Origin of the sequence: Streptomyces lanatus (assembly GCF_014655715.1) — a bacterium.
Lineage (GTDB): Bacteria > Actinomycetota > Actinomycetes > Streptomycetales > Streptomycetaceae > Streptomyces > Streptomyces lanatus.
This window is the reverse complement of the sequence record NZ_BNBM01000024.1, coordinates 1-23,040: the sequence shown is the minus strand read 5'-3', so window position 1 is coordinate 23,040 and position 23,040 is coordinate 1. Positions and strand designations below refer to the sequence as shown.

General features: G+C 71.1%; 23 protein-coding genes. 11 read left to right on the top strand and 12 right to left on the bottom strand.

The window, feature by feature from the left end; genetic code table 11:
* Positions 1-41: 41 nt before the first annotated feature.
* Positions 42-1,301, top strand: a complete 1,260-nt coding sequence (locus IE325_RS41135) for a condensation domain-containing protein (protein WP_190075305.1) — start codon at positions 42-44, stop codon at positions 1,299-1,301.
* Here the strand turns inward: IE325_RS41135 and IE325_RS41130 are convergent.
* The 3 genes from IE325_RS41130 to IE325_RS41120 all read right to left on the bottom strand — a co-directional run bounded on the left by IE325_RS41130 (position 1,298) and on the right by IE325_RS41120 (position 3,900).
* On the bottom strand, positions 1,298-2,440 hold the full coding sequence (locus IE325_RS41130) for a DUF4037 domain-containing protein (protein WP_229912423.1): 1,143 nt from the start codon (positions 2,438-2,440) through the stop codon (positions 1,298-1,300). The two genes, IE325_RS41135 and IE325_RS41130, sit on opposite strands and share 4 nt — an antisense overlap.
* 70 nt (positions 2,441-2,510) lie before the next feature.
* On the bottom strand, positions 2,511-3,002 hold the full coding sequence (locus IE325_RS41125; protein WP_190075304.1) for a GNAT family N-acetyltransferase: 492 nt from the start codon (positions 3,000-3,002) through the stop codon (positions 2,511-2,513).
* Positions 3,003-3,012: 10 nt separating this feature from the next.
* Entirely contained in the window at positions 3,013-3,900 is an 888-nt protein-coding gene (locus tag IE325_RS41120) for an aminoglycoside phosphotransferase family protein (protein ID WP_190075303.1), read from the bottom strand.
* A gap of 55 nt (positions 3,901-3,955) precedes the next feature.
* Here IE325_RS41120 and IE325_RS41115 point away from each other — a divergent pair, with 55 nt between their 5' ends.
* Positions 3,956-5,362 (top strand): NAD(P)/FAD-dependent oxidoreductase, encoded by a 1,407-nt coding sequence (locus IE325_RS41115; RefSeq protein ID WP_190075302.1) that lies wholly within the window; start codon positions 3,956-3,958, stop codon positions 5,360-5,362.
* Between the two features lie 66 nt (positions 5,363-5,428).
* Here the strand turns inward: IE325_RS41115 and IE325_RS41110 are convergent, their stop codons facing one another.
* The 3 genes from IE325_RS41110 to IE325_RS41100 form a co-directional block, all read right to left on the bottom strand.
* Positions 5,429-6,862, bottom strand: coding sequence for an MFS transporter (locus tag IE325_RS41110; protein ID WP_373315335.1), 1,434 nt, complete (start codon positions 6,860-6,862; stop codon positions 5,429-5,431).
* Between the two features lie 143 nt (positions 6,863-7,005).
* Positions 7,006-7,986, bottom strand: a complete 981-nt coding sequence (locus tag IE325_RS41105; RefSeq protein WP_190075300.1) for a zinc-binding dehydrogenase — start codon at positions 7,984-7,986, stop codon at positions 7,006-7,008.
* 53 nt (positions 7,987-8,039) lie between these two features.
* Complete coding sequence (locus IE325_RS41100; protein ID WP_190075299.1) at positions 8,040-9,200, bottom strand: NAD(P)-binding protein; 1,161 nt, start codon at positions 9,198-9,200, stop codon at positions 8,040-8,042.
* Between the two features lie 211 nt (positions 9,201-9,411).
* Here IE325_RS41100 and IE325_RS41095 point away from each other — a divergent pair, with 211 nt between their 5' ends.
* Both IE325_RS41095 and IE325_RS41090 read left to right on the top strand, forming a co-directional pair.
* Positions 9,412-10,107: a pentapeptide repeat-containing protein gene (locus IE325_RS41095; protein ID WP_190075298.1), complete on the top strand. Its 696-nt coding sequence runs from the start codon at positions 9,412-9,414 to the stop codon at positions 10,105-10,107.
* Between the two features lie 210 nt (positions 10,108-10,317).
* Positions 10,318-10,530 carry a hypothetical protein gene (locus tag IE325_RS41090; protein WP_190075297.1) on the top strand — a complete coding sequence of 71 codons (213 nt, stop codon included), beginning with the start codon at positions 10,318-10,320 and terminating at the stop codon, positions 10,528-10,530.
* Between the two features lie 73 nt (positions 10,531-10,603).
* Here the strand turns inward: IE325_RS41090 and IE325_RS41085 are convergent, their stop codons facing one another.
* On the bottom strand, positions 10,604-11,104 hold the full coding sequence (locus tag IE325_RS41085; protein ID WP_190075296.1) for a hypothetical protein: 501 nt from the start codon (positions 11,102-11,104) through the stop codon (positions 10,604-10,606).
* Positions 11,105-11,170: 66 nt separating this feature from the next.
* On the opposite strand from IE325_RS41085, the gene IE325_RS41080 reads away from it, so the two are divergent.
* On the top strand, positions 11,171-12,559 hold the full coding sequence (locus IE325_RS41080; protein ID WP_190075295.1) for a M1 family metallopeptidase: 1,389 nt from the start codon (positions 11,171-11,173) through the stop codon (positions 12,557-12,559).
* A 582-nt stretch (positions 12,560-13,141) separates the two neighbouring features.
* Here IE325_RS41080 and IE325_RS41075 read toward each other — a convergent pair.
* A complete protein-coding gene (locus IE325_RS41075; protein WP_190075294.1) occupies positions 13,142-13,729 on the bottom strand; it encodes an NADPH-dependent FMN reductase in 588 nt (195 codons plus the stop codon).
* Positions 13,730-13,853: 124 nt separating this feature from the next.
* Positions 13,854-14,495, bottom strand: coding sequence for a TetR/AcrR family transcriptional regulator (locus tag IE325_RS41070; protein ID WP_190075293.1), 642 nt, complete (start codon positions 14,493-14,495; stop codon positions 13,854-13,856).
* Between the two features lie 223 nt (positions 14,496-14,718).
* Between IE325_RS41070 and IE325_RS41065 the strand changes: the two genes are divergently transcribed.
* From IE325_RS41065 to IE325_RS41055, 3 genes are all read left to right on the top strand, one after another.
* Positions 14,719-15,039 (top strand): VOC family protein, encoded by a 321-nt coding sequence (locus IE325_RS41065; RefSeq protein WP_190075292.1) that lies wholly within the window; start codon positions 14,719-14,721, stop codon positions 15,037-15,039.
* A gap of 103 nt (positions 15,040-15,142) precedes the next feature.
* Positions 15,143-15,841 (top strand): YczE/YyaS/YitT family protein, encoded by a 699-nt coding sequence (locus IE325_RS41060; protein WP_229912420.1) that lies wholly within the window; start codon positions 15,143-15,145, stop codon positions 15,839-15,841.
* On the top strand, positions 15,838-17,070 hold the full coding sequence (locus IE325_RS41055) for an MFS transporter (RefSeq protein WP_190075291.1): 1,233 nt from the start codon (positions 15,838-15,840) through the stop codon (positions 17,068-17,070). Before IE325_RS41060 ends, IE325_RS41055 begins: the two co-directional genes overlap by 4 nt.
* 362 nt (positions 17,071-17,432) lie before the next feature.
* Here IE325_RS41055 and IE325_RS41050 read toward each other — a convergent pair whose 3' ends face one another.
* Positions 17,433-18,119 (bottom strand): ScbR family autoregulator-binding transcription factor, encoded by a 687-nt coding sequence (locus IE325_RS41050; RefSeq protein WP_190075290.1) that lies wholly within the window; start codon positions 18,117-18,119, stop codon positions 17,433-17,435.
* Between the two features lie 101 nt (positions 18,120-18,220).
* On the opposite strand from IE325_RS41050, the gene IE325_RS46765 reads away from it, so the two are divergent.
* Positions 18,221-19,114, top strand: coding sequence for a ScbA/BarX family gamma-butyrolactone biosynthesis protein (locus tag IE325_RS46765; RefSeq protein WP_190075424.1), 894 nt, complete (start codon positions 18,221-18,223; stop codon positions 19,112-19,114).
* A 57-nt stretch (positions 19,115-19,171) separates the two neighbouring features.
* Here IE325_RS46765 and IE325_RS41040 read toward each other — a convergent pair whose 3' ends face one another.
* Positions 19,172-19,942, bottom strand: a complete 771-nt coding sequence (locus IE325_RS41040; protein ID WP_190075289.1) for an SDR family NAD(P)-dependent oxidoreductase — start codon at positions 19,940-19,942, stop codon at positions 19,172-19,174.
* An 85-nt stretch (positions 19,943-20,027) separates the two neighbouring features.
* On the opposite strand from IE325_RS41040, the gene IE325_RS41035 reads away from it, so the two are divergent.
* A complete protein-coding gene (locus tag IE325_RS41035; RefSeq protein ID WP_190075288.1) occupies positions 20,028-20,936 on the top strand; it encodes a quinone oxidoreductase family protein in 909 nt (302 codons plus the stop codon).
* A 26-nt stretch (positions 20,937-20,962) separates the two neighbouring features.
* Here IE325_RS41035 and IE325_RS41030 read toward each other — a convergent pair whose 3' ends face one another.
* Positions 20,963-21,634 carry a ScbR family autoregulator-binding transcription factor gene (locus tag IE325_RS41030; protein ID WP_190075287.1) on the bottom strand — a complete coding sequence of 224 codons (672 nt, stop codon included), beginning with the start codon at positions 21,632-21,634 and terminating at the stop codon, positions 20,963-20,965.
* A gap of 300 nt (positions 21,635-21,934) precedes the next feature.
* Between IE325_RS41030 and IE325_RS41025 the strand changes: the two genes are divergently transcribed.
* Complete coding sequence (locus tag IE325_RS41025; RefSeq protein ID WP_190075286.1) at positions 21,935-22,729, top strand: response regulator transcription factor; 795 nt, start codon at positions 21,935-21,937, stop codon at positions 22,727-22,729.
* The last annotated feature ends 311 nt before the right edge of the window (positions 22,730-23,040 follow it).

Genomic DNA, 23,040 nt, shown 5'->3' with positions numbered 1-23,040 from the left:
CGCGGCACAGGGGGGACCTGGGAACGGAAGGCTGGGGACAGATGAGGCTGACGGCCATCGAGGAAGGGCATCTCCGCAACGGGCTGCCGGGGACGATCGGTATCGCCGCGGTGTTCCCCGGAGAACCGTTCGATCTGGCGTGGGTGCGGGCCCGGGTGCATGAGCGATGGGGCGGTCTCGACCGGATGAGCCTGGTGCCGGTGCCCCCCGCCGGTCCTTCGGCGCTGTCCGGCCATCGATGGTCGGCCGCCCGGCCGTTCGACCCCGCCGCGCACATCGTCGCCACCGACCAGGACGTCAACGCCCTGCTGGCCGACGGTGTCACCCAGGTGCTGCCGGCCGGGCGGCCGCTGTGGCGGCTGCTGGTGACCCGGCGCCCCACCCCGGCCGGGGAACACGCCGTGGTGCTGCTCGCCCATCACGCGCTGCTGGACGGCAGGTCCCTGGAGACCCTCTTCCGGACGCTGATGGACGGCGCCGTGCCGCCGCGCCCCTCACTGGTCACCGCGGTGGCGCGGCACCGGCCCTCTCGGCTGCCGGGTGTGGGACGGGAGTTGCGGCGGATCGGGGCCATGGGCCGGCCCGTCCCCGCGTCGTCCCGTGGCGACGCCCGGCCTTCGGTGGCGGTGCTCGGGATCGACCCGCGGGTGATGCGCGCCGCCCGGCGGCAGCCGGCCGACGGGCGTGGGGCGACGCTGAATGAGCTGCTGCTGAGTTCGTACGCCGGTGCCCTGCGGGCGTGGGCGAAGGGGCCGGGCCCCTTCTACGCCACGGTGCCGGTCGATCTACGGACCCGGCACACCGCGCGGCAGCTCGGCAACGGCGTCACCGCGCTGCGGGTGCCGCTGCCCGTTGACCTGGACTCGCCGGTGGCCCGGCTGCGGGCCTGCCAGGAGCAGGTCGCCGCCTTCGACGACCGCTGCGAGGCGCACCGCGCGATCCTTCCCACGCTCCAGGCCGCCGCGCGCAGCGTGCCGTGGCTGGCCGGGGTGATGGCCAGGCGGCTCGCGCGTCCCGAGCTGACGACCAGTCTGTGCACCGCCTTCAAGTGGCGGGACAACCCCAGCCACTTGCACGGCCGGTCCCTGTCACGGGTCGTCCCCCTCCCGCAGCTCTCCCCGCCGGGCACCGCCAACCTCTGCCTCGTGCACAGCGCCGACACCTACACCCTCACCGTCGTCAGCCATCTGCGCCCGGGGGACGCCGAGCTGCTCGGCAGCGCCGTGGTGCGGGAGCTGGAGGCGGTCGCGTCGGCCGGGACGACTGTCGCGCGGGCCGTCCAGGGGCTGCGTACGCCTTAGGGCTTGCGTGCGTCGTGGCTGAGGGTGCGGGCCAGTCGGGGGTGGGTCAGGGCGTCCGCGCTGTCGATGAACTGGTCCACCGTGCCGATGGGCGGCAGGTCCTTCAGGGACCCGTCGCCGATGCGGGCCAGGAGGGCGGTGGTGAAGCGGTCGGCGTGCAGGACCCGGAAGGGGCGGGAGTGGTACGGGCGGGTGGTGGGGGCGACGCGGTCGGTCAGCAGCAGGTCGTTGTGCTGGTGAGCGACTATCTCGTAGGCGTGCGCGAGATGGCGTTCGCGGGTGCGCCAGTCCGGGGCGGCGAGTGCGGCCGTGAGGACGGGGGTCAGCCGTGGGGCGGAGGCGGTGCGGGCGAAGGCGCTGCCGAGCCATTTGCCGTACGGCGGGTAGCGACGGTCCATCAGCAGGCAGAGCCGCATCAGGTCGCGGGCCAGGCGGGCGGCGACGACCGCGGAGCCCAGTTCGTCGCCGACCTCGCCGGCGCGGCCCACGAAGGCCTCCTCCTGCGCGATGCGCTGCCACTGGCAGGCCAGGACGTACAGCCAGACGTCATGGGGGTACCAGCGCAGCGCGCGGCGTAACGGGGTCAGGGTGTGCAGCCCGTCGTGGAATACGGCGCCCCCGGTGGCCTCGGCGAGCAGCTGGGTGGGCGTGGCCAGCCAGTCGGCCGGGGTGATGTCCTGCGCCGGGTCGAAGCCGAGGGTGTCGGTGAACCAGATGGCGGTGGCGGTCACTTCGACGCGGTGGTGGACGGGGCCGTCGGTGGCCCGCATGACGCGGATGTCCCGGTCGCCGTCCTCGTCGGTGCGGGCGAAGTTCGTCGGGTGGCCGAGGAACGTCTTCGGCAGGTGCTCGGAGAGGAGGTGTCTGATGCGGGCTGCGTGCCGGGGCACGTCGTGGCGGTGCAGGAAGACCTGCAGACGCGGGCCCCACTCATGGTCGGCGGAGCGGGGGGTGTCGTAGCCGAGGACCTCCGACCCGCTGCCGATGCGGGCCGCCGAGTGGGGGACGCCCGGGGCGGCCTCCTCCAGCAATGGGCGTACGGCGTCGGTGTAGAAGCGGCGGGAGAGTTCGAGACCGGGGACGAACTCGACCTCGGATGTGGGGGAGTTGAACGGGTCACGCATATTCGTGGGGCTCATGCCAGCAAGCCGTGCCCATTCGGTGGAGGCTCATGCGGGGGGTGTGCACACTGTTGCGGGTTGCGGACATTCATGCCGGGGAGTGCTGGCCGCCGCCCAGCTTCGTCAGGGCCTCGTCCGTCAGGCGGTACACCGTCCACTCGTCCTGGGGGCGGGCGCCGAGGGACTCGTAGAAGGCGATGGACGGGGTGTTCCAGTTCAGCACGGACCACTCCAGGCGCTGATAGCCGCGCTCCACGCAGAGGCGGGCCAGTTCGGCCAGGAGGGCCTTGCCGTGGCCGGCACCGCGGGCGGTGGGGCGGACGTAGAGGTCCTCCAGGTAGATGCCGTGGACGCCGCGCCAGGTGGAGAAGTTCAGGAACCAGATCGCGTAGCCGACGGTCTCGCCGGTCGTGTCGTCGGCCGCGATGTGGGCGTGGGCGGCGGGGTGGTCGCCGAAGAGGGCCGCGTGCAGCTGCTCCTCGGTGGCCTTGGCCTCCTCCAGCGCCTTCTCGTACTCGGCGAGCTCACGGATGAGGGTGTGGATGGCGGGGACGTCGGCGGGGGTCGCGGGTCGGATCATGGGGCCGAGGCTAGCCGGGCCCTTTCCTCAGGCGCCTCGCGATTTCCAGGTGGGCTGCGAGCGGGGCGCGGTTCTCCTCGATCTGCCACAGGGAGTTCTGGAGGACGCGGGCCAGGGTCCAGGCGCGGGCGTTGTGGCGGTCGAGGGACAGGACGTCTGTCATGGCGTCGAAGCGCCACTCCACCTCGTCCGGTTCGAAGCGGTTCCACAGGGCCGGGAAGAGGTCGAACCCGGGGTCGCCCGCGAGGGGTTTGGGGTCGATGGCGAGCCAGGGGGCGCGGTCGGAGGCGAGGACGTTCTCGAAGTGGAGGTCCCAGTGGAGGAGACGGTCGCCGGGGGTGGTGGCGACCTCGCGTACGGCTGCCGCGCAGTCGGTGAGGAGGCGGCGGGCGTCGGGGTTGTTGAGGTGTTTCAGGGCCGTGGGTGTCCTGGCCAGCATCGTCTCTGCGAGGTCGCCCAGGCGGCGGAGGCCGGGTGGGGCCGGGGTGGTGGTGAGGTGGGACAGGAGTTGGGCGACGACCAGGGTGGCCTCGCGGGAGTCCGGCAGGTCGTCCAGGACGCGGTCCTGGGCGAGGCGCTCCAGGAGGAGGGTGCCTGTCGTGTCGTCGCAGTCCAGGAGGCGGACCGCTCCGTCGCCCTGCCATGCCCGTAGCGCGACCGGCTCGCCCGCGGTCTCCTCGTCGACGTCCTGGAGCTTGAGCACGGCCGGAGTTCCCTCCGCGTCCCGCACCGGCAGGACCAGCGCGCAGCGGCCGTACATGGTCCGTCCGTCCGGGCGCAGCCCCCACTGCTCCAGGAAGCGTTCGGCGCGTTCCGCGAGCGAGGCGACGTAGGCCCGGCCCGCCTCTCCGTCGTACCGCACGTGCTGGGCGATGAGCTCGTCCGGGATGTCGATCATCCTGGGGACCCTAGCGGGGTGCCGGAATCGGCTCATGCCAATTAACGTCCTCGCCATGAGTAGCTCGGGCAGAGACACCGTCAACGGCGGCATCTCCTTCTGGTACGCGGACGACGGCCTTCCGGGGGTGCGTGGGCCGCTCGCGGGGGACGCGTCCGCGGACGTGGTGATCGTGGGCGGGGGGTATACGGGGCTGTGGACCGCCTATTACCTGAAGCAGGCGGTTCCGTTCCTCCGGATCACCGTCCTTGAGCAGAAGTTCTGCGGGTACGGCGCCTCGGGGCGCAATGGCGGCTGGCTGTACAACGGCATCGCGGGGCGCGACCGGTACGCCAAGCTGCACGGCCATGACGCGGCCGTCCGGCTTCAGCGGGCCATGAACGACACCGTGGACGAGGTCATCCGGGTCGTGGAGGCCGAGGGGTTCGACGCCGGTGTCCGCAAGGGCGGGGTGCTCGAAGTCGCCCGTACGCCCGCCCAGTTGGCGCGGCTGAAGGAGTTCCACGCGCGGGAGCTGACGTACGGCGAGAAGGACCGTGAGCTGTACGACGCCCGGCAGACGGCCGAGCGGATCCGAGTGGCCGACGCCGTGGGCTCGTCGTGGACGCCGCACGGGGCGCGGGTGCATCCGGTGAAGCTGGTCAAGGGGCTCTCGGCGGCCGTGGAGGCGCTCGGGGTGACCGTCCACGAGCTGACGCCGGTCACCGAGATCCGGCCCAAGCACGCCGTCACGCCGTACGGCACCGTCCGCGCGCCCTATGTCCTGCGCTGCACCGAGGGGTTCACGGCGAACCTCAAGGGCCAGCACCGGACCTGGCTGCCGATGAACTCGTCGATGATCGCCACCGAGCCGTTGAGCGAGGAGCAGTGGGCGTCGGTCGGATGGGACGGGTGCGAGGCGCTCGGTGACATGGCGCACGCCTATATGTACGCGCAGCGCACGGCGGACGGGCGGATCGCGCTGGGCGGGCGCGGGGTGCCGTACCGCTTCGGCTCGCGGACGGACAACGACGGGCGGACGCAGCCGGAGACCGTGGCAGCACTGCGGGAGGTCCTTGTCGGGTTCTTTCCCTCCCTCGCCGGGGTGCGGATCGAGCATGCCTGGTCGGGGGTGCTGGGCGTGCCGCGTGACTGGTGCGCGACCGTCACCCTGGACCGGTCGAGCGGGCTCGGCTGGGCGGGCGGCTATGTCGGCTCCGGTGTCGCCACCGCCAACCTCGCGGCACGGACGCTGCGGGACCTGGTGCAGATCGACTCGGGGCAGGGGATGCGCACCGAGCTGACCGAGCTGCCGTGGGTCGGGCACAAGGTGCGCAAGTGGGAGCCGGAGCCGCTGCGCTGGCTGGGGGTGCAGGGGCTGTACGCCGCGTACCGGGCGGCCGATCGGCGGGAGTTCAGCACGCCGAGGGCCGAGTCGTCGCGGGCGGCGCGGGTGGCGGACCGGATCTCAGGGCGGCACTGACGTCGCACGGGATGGGGGAGGGGCTCCGCGGTCCGGGGGAGCCCCCCTCCCGTTCATGGCGGCCGGTCAGGCCACCGGCTCCGGTGCCGGGGTCTGCTGTGGTGCCCCGTGCTTCGGGGCCTTCGCCGTGACCATCAGGGTCGCGACCAGGCCGGCCAGCAGCATGATGGCGGCGGCCCACCAGATGGCGACGGTGTAGCCGTGCACGACGCCCTCCCTGACGATCAGGTCGCGCTGGGCCGGGTTCGTGAGGTGGGCGGTGACGAAGGCGGCGCTGCTGGTGGTGGCGATGGTGTTCAGCAGGGCCGTACCGATGGAGCCGCCGACCTGCTGCGAGGTGTTGATCGTCGCCGACGTCACGCCCGAGTCCTGCGGGGCGACGCCCGCCGTCGCCGTCGCGAACACCGGCATGAAGATCAGGCCCATGCCGAGGCCCATGAGGACCAGGGCGGGCAGGATGTCGGCCGCGTACGAGGAGTGCACCGTCAGCCGGGTCAGCAGCACCATGCCGATCGTCGCCAGCAGGGCGCCCGGGCCCATGAGCACGCGGGGCGGCACATGGTCCAGGAGGCGGGCGGCGATCTGGGTCGAGCCGATGATGATCGCCGCGGTGAGGGGGAGGAAGGCGAGGCCCGTCATCACCGGCGAGTAGTCGAGGATGACCTGGAGGTAGTAGGTCATGAACAGGAAGAGGCCGAACATGCCGATCACGGCCAGGGCCATGGTGAGGAAGCAGCCGGCGCGGTTGCGTTCCTTGATGATGTGCAGCGGGAGCAGGGGCACGGGGGCCCTCGTCTGCCACCACACGAAGGTCGCGAGCAGGGCGACGCCGCCCGCGAAGAGGGCGAGCACCATCGGGTCGGTCCAGCCGCGCGGCTCCGCCTCGGCGAAGCCGTAGACGATGGCGACGAGGCCGCCGCAGCCGAGCAGCACACCGGGCACGTCCAGGCGGGCGCCCGGGTGGCCGGGGCTGTCGTGGAGCAGGGCGAGGGCGCCGAAGACGGCGATCACGGCGATGGGCACATTGACGTACAGGCACCAGCGCCAGTCCAGGTACTCGGTGAGCAGTCCGCCGACGATGAACCCGATCGCGCTGCCGCTGCCGGCCAGGGCGCCGTAGATCCCGAAGGCCTTGCCGCGCTCCTTGGGGTCGGTGAACGTCGTCGTCAGCAGCGACAGGGCCGACGGGGCGAGTACGGCGGCGAAGACGCCCTGGAGGGCGCGGGCGCCGAAGAGCATGCCGGACGTGGTGGCGGCACCGCCCAGCGCGGAGGCGGCGGCGAAGCCGACGAGGCCGATGATGAAGGTGCGCTTACGGCCCACCAGGTCGGCGATCCGGCCGCCGAGCAGGAGCAGCCCGCCGAACGCCAGGGTGTAGGCGGTGATCACCCATTGCCGGTTGCCGTCGGTCATGCCGAGGTCGGCCTGGGCGGACGGGAGCGCGATGTTCACTATGGTCGCGTCCAGGACGACCATGAGCTGCGCGAGCGCGATGATCACCAGTCCCCACCAGCGGCGGGGGTCGGCGTCTCGGGCTGATTCACCCGTTCGGGTGACGGTCACCTGGCCAGAAGACCATGGTTCGGGACGTATCGCATCCGGGGAGTGGCCCGGCGTCCGGCCGGACCGGGACTTGCGGCTGGTCATGGCTCCAGTACCACCTTTCCGGTGGTCGCGCGCGTCTCCAGGGCACGGTGGGCGCCGGCGGCATCGGCGAGCGGGAAGCGCTGCACGGCCGGGGTGAGGCGGCCCGCGGCGGCCTCGGCGAGGGCACGCAGTTCGAGGGTCTGTACGGGGTTGGGGCCGCCGGCCTTGCGCATCATCACGGGGCCGAGGACCTGTTCGGAGACGCCGTCGACGAGGTAGGGCTCACCGTCGTGCAGGCCCTGGCCCGACCAGCCGAAGACGACATGCGTGCCGCCGGGCGCGAGCAGGGCGACGGACTCGCGGGCCACGTCTCCGCCGACGCCGTCGAAGACGACGGTGGCGCCGCGCCCGCCCAGGAAGGCGCGGACCTTGCCGGGCCAGTCGGGGTCGGTGTAGTCGACGGCGAGATCGGCGCCGTTGTCCCGCACCCGGGCGGCCTTCTCCGGCCCGCCCGCGAGCCCGATGACGACGGCGCCGGCGTTCTTCGCGTACTGCACGAGCAGGGTGCCGATGCCGCCCGCTGCCGCCGGGATCACGGCCACCGAGTCCGGGCCCAGCTCGGCGAACTGCACGATCCCCATCGTCGTACGGCCCGTGCCGATCATGGCGACGGCCTCGGCGAAGTCGAGGTTCGCCGGGATCTCGTGGACACGGTCGACGTCGGTGACGGCCAGCTCGGCGTAACCGCCCGGCGCGAATCCGAGGTGGGCGACGACGCGCCTGCCGAGCCAGAGTTCCGCGACGCCCTCGCCGAGGGACTCGACGACTCCGGCGACCTCACGGCCGGGGATCGTGGGCAGCTTCGGCGGCTCGGGCGCCGGGCCCTGGGCGCCCTCGCGCAGGGCGGTGTCGAGGAGGTGGACACCGGCCGCTCGTACGGCGATACGGACCTGGCCGGGGCCGGGCGCGGGGTCGTCGACCTGCTCGTAGGTGAGGTTCTCGGCCGGGCCGAAGGTGTGCAGACGGATGGCGTGCATGAGGTCCCCCAGTGTGGTGAGCTCGGGCTGTTCAGGTCGCCCACTCTTCAACCTCAAGCTTGCTTGAGGTCAAGGGCGTGCCGGCCGAGGGCCAGGGACACGGCCGTCAGCGCGCTGTTGAAGGAGACCTCGGACAGCACGCCGGGGGCCGCGACCTGATCGCCCGCCAGATAGACGCCGTCGCCGCGGTCGACGGCAGGGCGGTCCCGCCAGCTGGTGCCGGGCAGGTCGACGGCACCGGTACGGCCGTTCGCCACGGCCGCGCTGCGCCAGGTGACGCGCTCGCGCCAGCCGGGGAACCCGAGGTCGAGAAGCTGCTCGGCGCGGGCGACGCCGTGGGCCTTGGACTCGTGCGGCGCGAGCGGGATCTGACCCTGGATCAGCTGCTCACCGGCCGGGGCCAGCGACCGGTCCTGCGCGGTGAACCGCTCCAGCCACCCGGTCTCATCGAGGTCGGAGACGATGAAGGCGTCCCCGCGCCGGGTGCGCACGGCGAGATCGATCAGTGCCGTACGGCCGCTCGTCCAGGTCAGCGAGTCGTCCCTGAGGAGGCGGCGGGCGGAGTCGAGGGAGGTGGCGACGACGACGGGCATGTCCGTCGGCACTTCGTCGACCCGGGACAGGGTCTCCATCCGGACCCCGAGATTCCAGGCCCGGGCCGCCATCCGGTCGATGAGGCCCGCCCAGCCGCCGACGGGATAGTGCGCCTCGGGCGGCAGCTTGGTGGCCCGCCGCAGCCGCTCCTGCACGAACGCGGCGGACAGGGCACCGGGGTCGTGATGGAACAGGGCGACGGCGGAGTAGTGCGCGGCGGCCCGCGCGCCCTCCTCGCCCGCGATACCGGTCGCCCACGTCATGAAGTCGACGTCGACGGGTGCCTGGGGGAGGGCGGGCCGTAGCAGCTTGAGCATGGCGAAGGGCGGGGTGCGGCGCAGGACACCCCGGTGCCGCAGCCGGAGCCGGGCCGCCTCCAGGGGCGGGATCGGCGCGAGCGGCCCGATGAGGTCGCGCTGCTTGAGCCAGGCCCAGTGCGGGCCGCCGCTGTAGAGGGCGTGCGGCCCCTCGTTGGTGCGGTACGGCCCCTCGGCGGTCCGTGCCCGCCCGCCCAGGGTGTGGTGGGCCTCGTACACGGTGACCTTGGCGCCCGCCTCGGCGGCGGTGATGGCCGCGGTGAGTCCGGCGAAGCCGCCGCCGATGACGGTGATGCGGTGCATGGCTGGGGGTCTCCCTCTCGCTCGGTTCGCCTGTCCTGCGTTCTGCTGTGACGTTCTTCTGCGACGTTCTGCTGTGAGGTTCTTCTGTGGAGTTCTTCTGTGCGTGCGACGTTCTTCTGTGAGTACGACGGCACGGGGGCACCGGAATGTGACATGCGCGGTGTTTCCGCAGGTCGGGGGGATTGTCAGTGGCGGGGTGCAGCATGGGGGCATGGCGAGGAGAGCGACGGGTGGAAGCGGTGGGCCGGGCCGGGGCGCGGTGAAGGGGGCGAAGCGGCCGGAGCTGCGGCTGCCGCCACTGGAGCCGTTCCGGGACGGCGAGTTGGAGCCGGACGGGGACTACGACAGCCTGGAGTTCCGCGAGGAGGACCTCACCGGGCATGACGGCGGGGGCGCCCGCTTCATGGACTGCGCGCTGAAGGGCTGCGTCCTGGACGAGACGCGGCTGCGGCACGCCCGGATCCTCGACTCTGTGTTCACCGCGCCGAGAGGTGTCGGCACCGACCTCGCGGAGGCGACCCTGCGCGATGTGGAGCTGGTCGACGCCCGGCTGGGCGGGGTGCAGGTGCACGGGGCCGTGCTGGAGCGGGTGGTGATCAGGGGCGGCAAGATCGACTACCTGAACATGCGCAAGGCCCGGCTCAGAGACGTCGTCTTCGAGAGCTGCGTCCTGGTCGAGCCGGACTTCGGGGGCGCCCGGCTCGAGCGGGTGGAGTTCGTGGACTGCGCGCTGAAGGGGGCGGACCTCACCGGGGCGACGCTGACGGATGTCGATCTTCGCGGGGCGGCGGAGCTGGAGATCGCCCGGGGTGTGGACCGGCTGTCCGGTGCGGTGATCAGTGCGGGACAACTCCTCGATCTGGCACCGGTGCTGGCGGCGCAGCTCGGGATCCGGGTGGAGGGATGACGACCGATCGGTGGAGTGTTCGCAAGGGTGAAGGACAGGGGCGATCCATGCTGTGAACGGCGCGTAGAGGGTGGGCGTTCGAGGTGCCGGTCCCTACCTGGGCGTGCTTCGATCCTGGTCGGGGCGGGAGTTCACGCATGGCTTCCCGTCACGCGGTGCGCCGCCACGCGCCGCGACCGTTCCCACTAGAGAAGAAGGACGCTCATCAGCATGAGCAGCATCTCTCGCATCGAGACCCGTGAGATAGCCGACGCCGAGCTCGACGGCGTCGCGGGCGGTCTGTCCGTCAGCGGCTCCGTGGAGGGCCTGACCGCGTCGTTCGCGCCCGGCCCGAACGGTCTGCCGATCCTGACCGGCGGCTCCGTGAAGTCCGTCAGCCTGTCGGTCGAGGACATCCCGCTGGGCCCGATCTCCGCGGGCTGAGCCGCGGCTCGGCGCCCGTGACGCCGGCTCTCAGGGCCTGGGACGGCCTCGGGAGTCGGCGGTTCGCGTCCGCTCAGGTCATCCGGGGGTAGCGGGCCTGGAGCGTCCAGATCGCCGGGTTCTCGCCCAGGTCGTCGTGCAGGTCGACCAGGTCGGCGAGCAGGTCGTGCAGGAAGTCGCGGGCCTCGCGGCGCAGTTCGGAGTGCGCGAAGGACAGCGGGGGCTCCTCGGCCGGCATCCAGTCCGCCTCGATGTCCACCCAGCCGAAGCGGCGCTCGAAGAGCATGCGGTCGGTGGACTCGGTGAAGTCCAGTTCCGCGTGCTGGGGGCGCGAGGCGCGGGAGCCGGCCGGGTCCCGGTCCAGCCGCTCGGCGATGTCGCACAACGCCCAGGCGAAGTCGAGCACCGGCACCCATCCCCAGGCTGTGGACAGTTCCCGGTCCGCCTTGGTGTCGGCGAGATAGACGTCACCGCAGAACAGGTCATGGCGCAGGGCGTGGACGTCCGCGCGGCGGTAGTCCGTCTGCGGAGGGTCCGGGAAGCGGTTGGAGAGGGCGTAGCCGATGTCGAGCACGTAGGGATGGTGTCACGGCCGAATTCATAGGATCACTCGGCGTGCCCGTCTCATAGGATCGCTGGCGTGTCCCGATTCGCGCCCGTTGCCCTGACCGTCACCTCTGCCCTGCTCGTCCTCACCGCGTGCGGCGGCGTCGAGGGCACCCCCGGCGGGGCCGGTGTGCGCGACCCGTACTTCCCCAAGGCCGGCAACGGCGGCTACGACGTCGACCACTACGCCCTCGACCTCGCCTACGACCCCGACGACCGCCACCTCACCGGTACCGCCGAGATCACCGCCCGCGCCGAGAAGGACCTCTCCGCCTTCGACCTCGACCTGAAGGGGATGGACGTCGAGCGGGTCTCGGTGGAGGGCGAGCGCGCCCGCTTCAGCCGCAACGGCCAGGAACTGGTGGTCCGACCGCACGACGACCTCGACGAGGGCGAGACCTTCCGGATCACCGTCCGCTACTCCGGCACCCCGCAGACCCTCACCGACCCCGACGGCTCCGAGGAGGGCTGGCTGCCCCGCACCGACGGCGCGCTCGCGCTCGGTGAGCCCACCGGGTCCATGGCGTGGTTCCCCGGCAACCACCACCCCTCGGACAAGGCGACGTACGACATCTCGGTGATCGTGCCGGAGGGCCTGGAGGCCGTCTCCAACGGCGAGTTGACGGACCACGGCACGAGGGGCGGCCGTACGACGTTCCACTGGCGGACGGCGGAACCCATGGCGAGTTACGTCGCGACTCTCGCCATCGGCGACTACGACATCGCCCGCTCCACGACGGCTGCCGATCTCCCCGTCTACACGGCCGTGACCCGCTCCCAGTCGGGCCCCGCCCGCAAGGTGCTCGCCCGGCTGCCCGAGATCATGGAGTGGGCGGAGTACAACTTCGGCCCCTACCCCTTCTCCTCCACCGGCGCGATCGTCGCCGACGAGGACGACGCCGGATACGCCCTGGAGACCCAGAACCGGCCCGTCTTCCCGGGCGCCCCCAGCACCGAACTCCTCGTCCACGAGCTGGCCCACCAGTGGTTCGGCAACTCCGTGACACCGAAGAGCTGGCGGGACATGTGGCTGAACGAGGCCTTCGCCACGTACGCGGAATGGCTGTGGGAGGAGGACGACGGCGGCGACAGCGCCCAGAAGACCTTCGACCACCTCTACGCCCACGGCGAGGACGACGAGGAGGACCTCTGGTCCTTCCCGCCCGCCGAGCCCACGAGCGCCGCGCACATCTCCGACGCGCCGGTCTACGAGCGCGGCGCGATGGTCCTGCACAAGATCCGCCAGAAGGTCGGCGACGACACCTTCTACGACATCGTCCAGGGCTGGGCCGCCACCCACCGCCATGGCAACGCGGACACCGAGGACTTCACGAGGTACGTGGAGAAGACGGCCCCGGACGAGGACTTCACCGCGATCTGGGACGAGTGGCTGTATGGGGATGGCAAGCCTGCGCGGCCCTAGCCGACGGTGTGCCGAGGCCGGTTCATCCGGTCGGGCGGGCCGGCAGCCGGGTGGCCCGGGGGCCGAAGGCCGCGTCGCCGGTGTCACGGGCCCGCTCCAGGTGGCGTACGGCCTCGTCGGTGTCGCCGTCCCGGGCGGCCATCTCCCCGAGCCGGTGGGCGGTCAGGGCGAGCTCCTGCTGGAACGGGTCACCCGAGAGTCGATCACCGGCGGCGATCCGGGCGAGGCCGGCCCGCAGCGCGGCGAACTCGCCGAGCTCGAACCGCGCAAGGCCCGCACAGCTCAGAGAGCCCGGCGGCCAGCGCCTGGTCGTGAGCGGTGTCTGCGGCGGTCAGGGCCGCGTGGCTGTCGCCCTCCCGCAGCCGCTCCGCGAACACTGCCCGAAGTGCCTGGTGGGAGCTGCCCACGCCAGCCGAACCGTCCATCGCTGACCCCGACTTGGGCGGGCGGGTGCGACAGCGGGGTCGCGGCGGTCGGCCCACCGTCAAAAACGCCCTGCCGCCGTCGCGTTCCACGCGGTCCGGCGGCAGGGCGTCTGCCTCGGCGGGGGGCTCGGTGCTCATCGGGCACGGCCCGTTCGGGTCAGAGGGCGTAGGGCTGCTCGTCGCGTGCGGTGCGCAGTGCGCGGCCCCACCAGGCCACCTGGTCGAGGAGCTTCTTCGCGGCGGCGTCCGCGCCCTCCGGGGCGTCGTCGGCGTGGGTGAAGGAACCCCAGGGGTTGTGCAGGCTGACCATCTCGCGCACGGTCATCGCGTGCACCTCGGCGAAGACCTGGCGCAGGTGCTCGGCGGCACGCAGACCGCCGCCCATGCCACCGTAGGACACGAGGCCGACCGGCTTGGCGGCCCACTCCCGCAGGTGCCAGTCGATGACGTTCTTCAGGGAGGCGGGGTAGGAGTGGTTGTACTCGGGGGTGACGACGATGAAGGCGTCGGCGGCCGTCAGCCGGGCGGACAGGGCGTCCTTGACGGTCCGTACGTGGTCGGCCGGCTCCTCGTTCATCGCGGGCAGGGCGACCGGCAACGGGTGCTCCAGGACGTCGATCACATCGACCGTCATGTCGTCGCGTGCCTGGGCCTGCTTGGCGAACCAGTGGCCGACCTTGTCACCGAGGCGTCCGCCGCGTGCGCTGCCGATGATGACGGCGACGGACAGGGGCTGGCTGGTCATGCGCTACCTCCGGGAGAGACGGCTTGCGGCCGGACGGAGCGGCGAGTGCCCCGACAGAAAGTAAACTACACCGTGCGGAGCAAAAAGTCTTCCCCGTGCTACGAGGGCGGAGGCGCGACGTCGGTCAGTCGACCGCTTCGTACAGCCGCAGGAACGCGTTCACGCCGGAGGCGACCAGCTCGTCCAGCTCGGTCGACGGCAGCGGGAGAGCGCCGTGGAAGGAGCGCTCGTAGGCCTCGGACATGGCGAGCTGGGTGAAGTGGGCGGCGGCCTGCGCGGGGTCGTCCGCGCGGAGCCGGCCGGCCTGCGTCAGGGTGGTGAAGTGCTCGGCGAGCAGGGCCTGGGTGCGCCGCGGGCCCTCGGCGCGCCAGCCGCCGATGACCTCGGCGGGCAGCCGGGACGCCTCCGCGAAGATGACCCGCACCAGGGCGAAGTGCTGCTCGAACCCGCTCTGCGGGGCGGCGAGGGCGCGGCCCAGTGCCAGGAGTCCGGCTCTCAGGTCGGCGGGGTCGGACAGGTGGCGGTCGATGAGTTCCTGCTGGTGGGCCGAGAGTGCGTGCGTGCTCTCCTGGAGGACGCTCAGCAGGAGTTGCTCCTTGTCCTGGTAGTGGTTGTAGATCGTGCGCTTGGAGACGCCCGCCTCCGCGGCGATGCTGTCCATGCTGGCGCGCGTGTATCCCTCGCGGCCGAAGACGGCGCGGGCGGCGCAGTCGATCGCCGTGCGTTTCGCGGGCCGTCCTGTTCGGGTCGGGGTGGGGGCCGTCATGGTGGTTCACTCCTTCGACCGCGCTGGCCTTGTTCGATCGCGCTGATGTTCGGGGCGCCTGTGTGTCTCGGGCGAAACTATACCGTTTAGTTTACAGACCCGGCCCTTTTGCACTCAGCGGTTTACTTTCTGCACTGCACCGTGTAGTTTCCTTCTCGGTCGGGCGATGCCCCGCCAAGCGTCGGATCCCCTGCTGAGGGGCGCTCATGAAAGGGAACACGCGATGTTCGGCAAGCTGACCGTGATCAAGATCTACTGCGACGACCTGGACACGATGGTCGCCTTCTACCGCGACCGGCTCGGTCTGAGGATCCGCGAGGAGTACCCCGGGGTCTCGGTCGTCTTCGACACCGGCCACGACGGCGAGCTGATCATCCAGAAGGGCGACCAGCCCAACGCCATCGCCTTCACCGAGGTGGACATCCCCGCCGCCCACAAGGAGATCGGCGACCTGGGCCCGACCGGCATCGTTCCGCACAAGACGGGCGAGCGCTTCGAGATCACCGACCCCGAGGGCAACCAGCTGATCTTCGTCAACGCCTGACCGAAGCCGTCTCCAACCCGAAACTCCCCTGCGGGCCGTCCGCTCCGTCATCCCCCGTCGTCTGCCGGACGGTCCGCAGGGGTCTTTGTCGAGGAGCCTCATCATGTCCAAGTCAGTGACCACCCAAGCGACCGCCCGCCGCCCGCTCCCCGGTGACCTGCGCGAGCGCCTGTACCGCTACGCCCTCTATCTGACCGGATGCGTGGTCTTCGCGTCCGGCGCCACCCTGTTCATCCACTCCGAACTCGGCGTGGACCCCCTGGACGTCCTCTCGCTGGGCGTGCTGGAGCACCTCCCGCTCACCATCGGCGTGGTCCAGGCGCTCGTCGCGGCCGTGTGCATCGCCATCTGGTCGGTGTGGAACCGCCGGCGCCCGGTCCTGATGCCGTTCGTCACCTTCCTTCTCTGCGGCAGCCTCATCGACCTGTTACTGCTGGCCGACCTGAGCTGGATCGCCTCCGTGCCGTCCCTGTGTGTCGCGGTCGTGCTGTGCGCCTACGGCTCCGCCCTGATCATCATGAGCGGCACCGGCATCCGCGCCATGGACCTCATCGTGATCACCCTCAACCAGCGCTGGAAGGTGCCCTTCTGGGGTGCCAAGGTCGGCGTCGAAGCCGTACTGCTCACCCTCGGCTGGCTGCTCGGCGGCCCGGTCGGCATCGGGACCCTGGCCTTCCTGGTCTTCGTCGACGGACTGATCCAGCCCTTCATGTCCTTCAACTCCCGCGCGCTGAACCTGACCAACCACGGTCTGACGCACACCGGTGGAGTCGGCGGCCCCGTTCTGCAGGCCACCCGATGAGCGCGCTCGCACAGGAACCGGCACCGGCGGCGATCCGCCCCGGGACGCTGCCGCTGCTCCTCTTCGCCTCGACCCTGACGGTGATGGCGGGCTCCATCCTCGCGCCGGTCATCCAGGTCATCCGCGGTGACCTCGGGGTCGGCGGCACCGCCGGCGGCCTCATCATCACCACCCACAGCCTCGCCATCGCCGTCACCAGTCCGCTGGCCGGATGGATGCTGGACCGCTGGGGCGTACGGCTGCCGCTGGCGGGCGGGTTGGTGCTGTACGGGGTGGCCGGCGGTGCCGGGCTCCTCGTCGACAGTTATCCGGCGCTCATAGCCACCCGTGCCGTCTTCGGCGCCGGAGCGGCCCTGGTCTTCTCGGGCACCACCGTGGCCCTGCTGAACATGTACCGGGGGCCGGCGCAGGACCGCGCGATGGGCTGGCGCGGTACGGCCACCAGTCTGGGCGGAGTCCTCTGGCCGCTGCTGGCCGGGGCGATCGGCGGGATCTCCTGGCATCTGCCGTTCGGGATCTACCTGGTCGGTGTGCCCCTCGGCATCGCCACCGCCCTGATGCTGCCCCGCACCGCACCGGCCAGCTCCGGCCGCGCGGGCGGACCGGCGCCCGGCGTCTGGGCCATGCTGCGCGAACACCGGCTCCTGCTGGTCTGGTACGCGCTGCAGTTCTGTGGCTCTCTGCTGCTGTACGTGCTGGTGGTCTTCCTCCCCCAGCGGCTGGCCGAGGTCGGCGTCGAGGACCCGCTGCTGGTCTCCTTCTACACCGTGGGCATGTCCGCCGCGATGAGCCTGATCGGCCTCGCCTACGCCTCGATGCGGGCCCGCCTCGCCTACAGCGTGCTGCTGCGCGGATCGCTGTCGCTGTGGGTGGCCGGGTTCCTGCTGCTGGCCGTGGCGCCCAACGCGCCGCTGCTGTTCCTGGCACCACTGCTGTTCGGCCTCGGCCAGGGCGTGTTCTTCCCGGTGACCACGGTGCTGGTCGGCGAGGGAGTGCCCGCGGAGATCCGCGGCAAGGCCACCTCCCTGTCGGGCACCGCCACCTTCGCCGGCCAGTTCGCCTCCCCACTGCTGATCGGCCCGCTCATCCAGGCCACCTCGGCCATCACCGGCTTCCTGGTCGCGGCGACCGTACCGGCCGTGGCGGTGATCCTCCTGGTCCTCAGCCGCGCGGACACGACGGACTCCCCGTCCGACGAACCCGCCCCGGCCGCCGCCCGGGTCAAGTGAGCAGCGGCCAGGGCTCGCGGTGCGCACGGGCATCGCACCCGCCCGCCGGACAGCGGCCCGGCGGCTGCCGTACGGCGGTGGGGCCGGAGCGGATGAGGCCTGAGCCGCGGGTGGCGGTGGTCCTGTCGGTGCTCCCCGGCCTCCTCCACCCGCATCAGGTGAGGAACGGCCGGGGCTCCGTGTGCGCTTGGGCACCGCCGCCGCCCGCAGGACACGGCCGGGCCGCCGGGCAGCGGCCCGGCGGTAGCCGTACGGCGGTGGGGCCGGAGTGGACGGGGCCTCAACCGGCCGCGACCGTACCGGGCGTGGTGGTCAGCCGGGCGGGCGCGACGGGCTCGCCGTCCGGTGGCATGGTCGGGGTCTCAGCCGGCGGTGGTGGCGGCGTTCTTCTCGACCGTGGTGTCGTCCGCTTCGGTGTCCGGCAGGGCGGCGGCGAGGAGGCGGGCGCCTCGGTCGGCGAAGACCTCCAGTTGGCTCAGTACCGTGGGCACGGCGATGCTCGGCAGCATCAGCTGGAGCATTCGCGAGACCTCGGTCGACAGGTCGTGCTCCTCCGGCAGCCCTTCGGACACGATCTGGACCCCGGTCCAGGCGGACAGGAGCAGCCGGGCGGTCGTCGTCTCGTCGAGATACGGGTAGATCTCGCCGCGCTCCTTCGCCTCACCCAGCAGGGAGGTCAGCAGCGAGATCCAGTCCGGCCAGCGCGTACCGAACAGGCGTTGCGAGTTGCGGTCCACCGACAGCCGCAGCGCGGAGCTGAACACGGGCTCCCGGGGCAGCCGGTGCGCCATGATCAGCATCGTGTCCACCACCTCCTGGAGCTTGATCGGCTGCGGCCGGACGCCTTCGGTCGTCACCGCCTGGTCGAGCAGCCCCCAGGCCAGGTCCTCCTTGGACGGGAAGTGGAAGTAGAAGGCTCCCTTGGTCACACCGGCCCGCTTCAGGATCTCTGAGATGGTCGCGGCTTCGTAGCCGAGTTCATCGAAGACCGTCGCGGCGGCCTCCAAGATGACGCCGCGGGTCCTGATCGCCCGCTCCTGTCGTGCCACGGCTGTTCTCCTCACCGCAATCAATCATTTCTTTAAAAAAGACCGGCAAGCCGGTATCTTAACGAGGGTCGGAGCAGTTGTCGCCAGACAGAGGGGGATTTATGTCAAATATTTTGCTGCCTGGTTGCGATCATGTTGACGAGGCCCAGGGGAAGGGCGTTCCCAAAGAGTACGTCCACCTGCATCGGGAGGAATCCGTCCTGGTCACCGGCTGGTCCAAGGACGGTGACGACCAGTACTCGGTAGGCGCGCGTTGGCCTGCGGCGGAGCAGGGGTTACCCGATCCGCTGCTGCTCACCCAGACGATCCGGCAGAGCTGCCTGGTCATAGCGCACGCGGAACGGTCGGTTCCGTTGTCGCATCAGACATTGATGGAGCGAATGGATTTCTCCCTCGCTCCCGGTTTTCGTGCTCTCAAAAACCGACCGGTTGACCTTCTTGTCAAGGTCTCGTGTCGAAGTACGGGCCGCCGCTCGATGCGGATGGAACTCACCCTGCTGCACGAGAAGCAGACCGTCGCCACGTCCGTGGTCTCCTTCAGCTGGATAGCTCCCGCGGTGTACCGCCGGCTGCGGGGGGAGTATCTGGACGTTCCCTGGGGCCGGTTCCCCGTCCCCCTCCCCGCGCCCGTCGAGGCGCACACCGTGGGACGTGCGGACACCTCATGCGTGGTGCTCGCCGCCACCGACCTGCCGGGCCGGTGGCAGCTGCGCACCGACGTCGACAACAAGGTCCTCTACGACCATCCCGTCGACCATGTGCCCGCGCTGGCGTTGATCGAGGGGGCATGCCAGGCGGCACAGGGGCTCATGCGGCCCGCGGTGTTCACGCCGGTCGAGGTGACCAGTTGGTACGACCGGTACATAGAGTTCGACGCGCCCTGCTGGATCGAGGCGGTGGTCGACTCGTCGGCCGACGACGGTCGTACGCGGGTCGAGGTCACGGGTGTGCAGCGGGGGGCCACGGCGTTCAGGGTCGGTCTGGTCGGTGAGTAGCCCCTCGGGGGCGCGGCAGGGAAGCCGTCCGTGAACCGGGCGGCTTCCCCTCTCGCATCAACGGTTGACGAAACCGCCGTCCACCGGCATCACCACGCCGGTGACATACGACGCGCGGTCGCTGAGCAGCCAGGTCGCGGCCTCGGCGATCTCCTCGGGGGCCGCCGTACGGCCCTGGGGGGTGATCGCGTGGATCGCCTCCTCCAGGCCGGGGTTGCGGCCGTACCAGTCGGCGGTGATCTCGCTGCGGGTCGAGCCCGGGGCCACGCAGTTCACCCGGATGCCCTGACGCGCGTACTCGTCGGCGGCGGCCCGGGTGAAACCGACCACCGCGTGCTTGGCGGCGACATAGGGCGCGGCGGTCGGTATGGCCACCAGGCCGCCGACGCTGCTGTTGTTCACTACGGCGCCGCCGCCGCTCGCCAGCATGGCCGCGATCTCGGCCCGCATGCAGTTCCACAGTCCGCGGACGTTGGTGTCGATGACGGAGTCGTAGATGTCGTCCTGCATCTCGTGCAAGGGGGTCTGGTCGCCGCCTATGCCGGCGTTGTTGAACGCCCCGTCGAGCCGGCCGTGCCGGTCCACGGTGAAGGCGACCGCTTCGCGCATGTCGTCGGCGCGTGTGACATCGGCTACGACGTATGCCGCGTCGAAGCCCTTGCCGGTCAACTCGGCGGTGAGGGCCGCGAGTCTGTCCTCCCGGCGTGCGGCGAGCACGACCGAGGCGCCCTCACGGGCGAAGACGGCAGCGGCCGCGGCACCTATGCCGCTGCTCGCCCCTGTGATCAGAACCACTTTCCCAAGTAACAGTCCACCCGATGTGATCATGCCTCGCAGTCTTGCAGGTCGTCCTGGAAGAGTTCATGACACGCGGGTTACCGGGCCTTTGCCGAACGAACGGAGTTCACTGACCATGCGTGCCATTCAGGTCGACCGCTTCGGCGGTCCCGAGGTGCTGACACCGCGACAGGTGCCCGAGCCGGTCCCCGGCCCCGGCCAGTCGCTGATCACCGTCGAGGCCGCGGGCGTCAACTTCGCCGACGCCCTCCAGGCCGAAGGCTCCTACGAGGGCGCGGACCAGCTGCCGTATGTGCCGGGCCGAGAGGTGGTCGGCCGGACCGCCGACGGCCGCAGGGTGGCGGCCCTGACCCGGGGCGGTTACGCCGAACTCGCCCTGGCCGACGACACGAAGACGATCGACGTACCCGAGGAGCTGCCCGCGGGCCAGGTGCTGGCCCTGCTCATGCAGGGGCTGACCGCCTGGCATCTGCTGCGCACCGCGGCCCGGCTGCAGCCCGGCGAGAGCGTCGTCGTCCACTCCGCGGCGGGCGGCGTCGGCAGCCTCGCGGTGCAGCTGGCCCGGGAGTTCGGGGCGTCGTGGGTCGGGGCCGAGGTCTCCACCTCCGCCAAGCGGGAACTCGCCCTGGGCCTCGGAGCCGACGCGGTGGTCGAGTATCCGCTGGACAAGCCGGTCGACGTCGTCCTCGACGCGGTCGGCGGCCGGCTCTTCGACGAGGGCCTCGGCTCCCTCGCGGTGTCGGGCCGCCTGGTGACCTACGGCAACGCCTCCCGCGCCGGGTTCACTCCGCTGGACCCCGCGCGGCTCAGCCGGCTCGGCGCCTCGGTCGTCGGCTTCTGGCTGCGCCCTGTGCTGGCCCGGCCCGGCGGCTTCACCGAGCCGCTCCAGGAGCTGTTCTCGCTGACCGGGCAGGGGCGGCTGCGGCCGGTCGCCGGCGCCGAGTATCCGCTGGCCGAGGCGGGGCGGGCCCATGCGGACCTGCTGGCCCGGCGCACCATGGGCAAGGTGATCCTGCGGCCGTGAGCCCGGCGAGGCGGTCCGCCCCGGGGCTACTGCGGCTGACGCTCCGGCACGGTCCGGGCCGTGGACGGAAAGGCGCCCGCCACGGAGCGCGTGCCCTCCGGGGCCAGCGAGCCGAGGAGCGGGGGAGTGGCCACACGGGGCAGGAGCAGCCGCCAGAACCCGGTGAGCGAACGGTGTGTCAGCCACTCGCCGCCCTCCCGGCGCATGGACAGAAAGCCCATGGTCGCCCCGACCACGGTCGTCGTCACATCCTGCTGGGACACGTCGTCGGCGAGGCTGCCCTCGGCCGCGGCACGGTCCAGCAGGCGTCGTACACAGTCCTGCCACTCCCGATGGAAGTTCAGGGTGGGGTCCCGGACGGTGTCGCAGCCCAGTTGGACCCCGGCGCGCACCACCACGTCACGGTCGAGGAGGAGGGCGAAGATGTGTGAGATGTCGGTGAGCGTCTGCAGTGCGCTCACCGGATGGCGGCCGACGCTGCTCGCCGCGTGATGCAGGGAACGGGAGGCCGCCGACTCCACGGCGTCGGCCAGGGCCGCCTTGCTCTTGAAGTGGAAGTGCAGGGCGCCGGTGCTGACACCGGCGTGCGCACTGACGTCGGCCAGGCGGGTCCGCTCGTACCCGTGCTGTTCGAACACCTCGGCCGCCGAACGGATCAGCATGTGGCGGGTGCGGGTGCCCCGTTCCTGTTTGGTCACCGGTGGCTCCAGTCGGGGAACTGCTCCTGCGGCGCCGAGGCCGGCAGGGGAAGACGAAGCAGACGTTGTATGTCTGCGAGATGGCCCAATTAAACCAGCGCACTGGTTTGTATACGGAGGTGCCCAGGTGGGGCTGGGTAGCGCACTGGATCGAGAATATGGCGTAAACACCGCGTTTCCTGGCCGAACTTTGCACATTTTGGGAGTCGTTGACAAACCGGCGAGCTGGTTTTTATCGTGATCGGGCCAAAAGCTCTACCGGGGATGACTGTCCGTATCGCGGATGTGCAGGAGCAGCAGATGACGCAGCAGCCCATCGCCTTACTCAACCCACACATAACCGAGCTGACCGCCTATCAGGACCAGTTGACATCGCTGTCCGCCGAGGCGCGGGAGCCGGCGGGCGCCGGCGCGGCCCGTCCACGGCGGGCCGCTGTCCGGGTTCTCGTGGTCGAGAGCGACCCGAAGACCGCCATGAGCCTGGTGCAGCGGCTGCGGCGGCACGGCTGCCAGGCCGAGAGCGTGGCCACCGGCGCCAAGGCACTGCAGGCGCACCACAATTGCGACCTGATCCTCCTCGACCTCGAACTGCCCGACCTGGACGGCCTGGAGATCTGCCGGAGCATCCGCGCCGTCTGCGACACCCCGATCATCATCGTCACGGCCCGGGACTCCGAACTCGAACGAGTGCTGGGTCTGCAGGCCGGATCGGACGACTACCTGGCGAAGCCGTACAGCTTTCTGGAGCTGATGGCCCGTATCGAGGCCGTCATGCGCCGGGCCCGTCCGCAGCAGCCCCGCCCGCAGGTCATCGTCCGCGGCCTGCTGCGGATCGACGCGGGCACGCGCGAGGTCAGTCTCGGCGGGCGGCACATCGATGTGACCCGTAAGGAGTTCGACCTGCTGCACCTGCTGGCCTCCCAGCCGGACAAGGTCATCTCCCGCCGCCAGCTGATGATGCAGGTCTGGGACGACCCCTGGTCACGGCCCGGCCGCACGCTCGACACCCATGTGAGCAGTCTGCGCAACAAGCTCGGCTCCAGCCGCTGGGTGGTGACGGTACGGGGAGTCGGCTTCCGGCTCGGGCACGCCTAGGGCCTGTCCGGCGGATCAGGGCGGCTGCAAGGAACGGAGCCTCATCAACGCTGGTGAGCGGGGTCTGGTGCGTGCAGCTGCAAGGCGGAGGAGGGAGCCGACGCGATGGGGGTCCCCCCGCGCGAGGTTGTTCGAGCGTGGGGGAGGCGGCGAGTGACGACAACGCGGCTGGGGGTCCCCCCACGCCCTTCAGGCAGTGGGGGAGTGCGTGCCAGGCCCCGCGACGCCGGCATGATCCGCCGGGCACGCCCTAGGTCTAAAACTGACGGACGTTATTGACAGGTGGGTCTCTCGTATCTAGGAGACCTCCA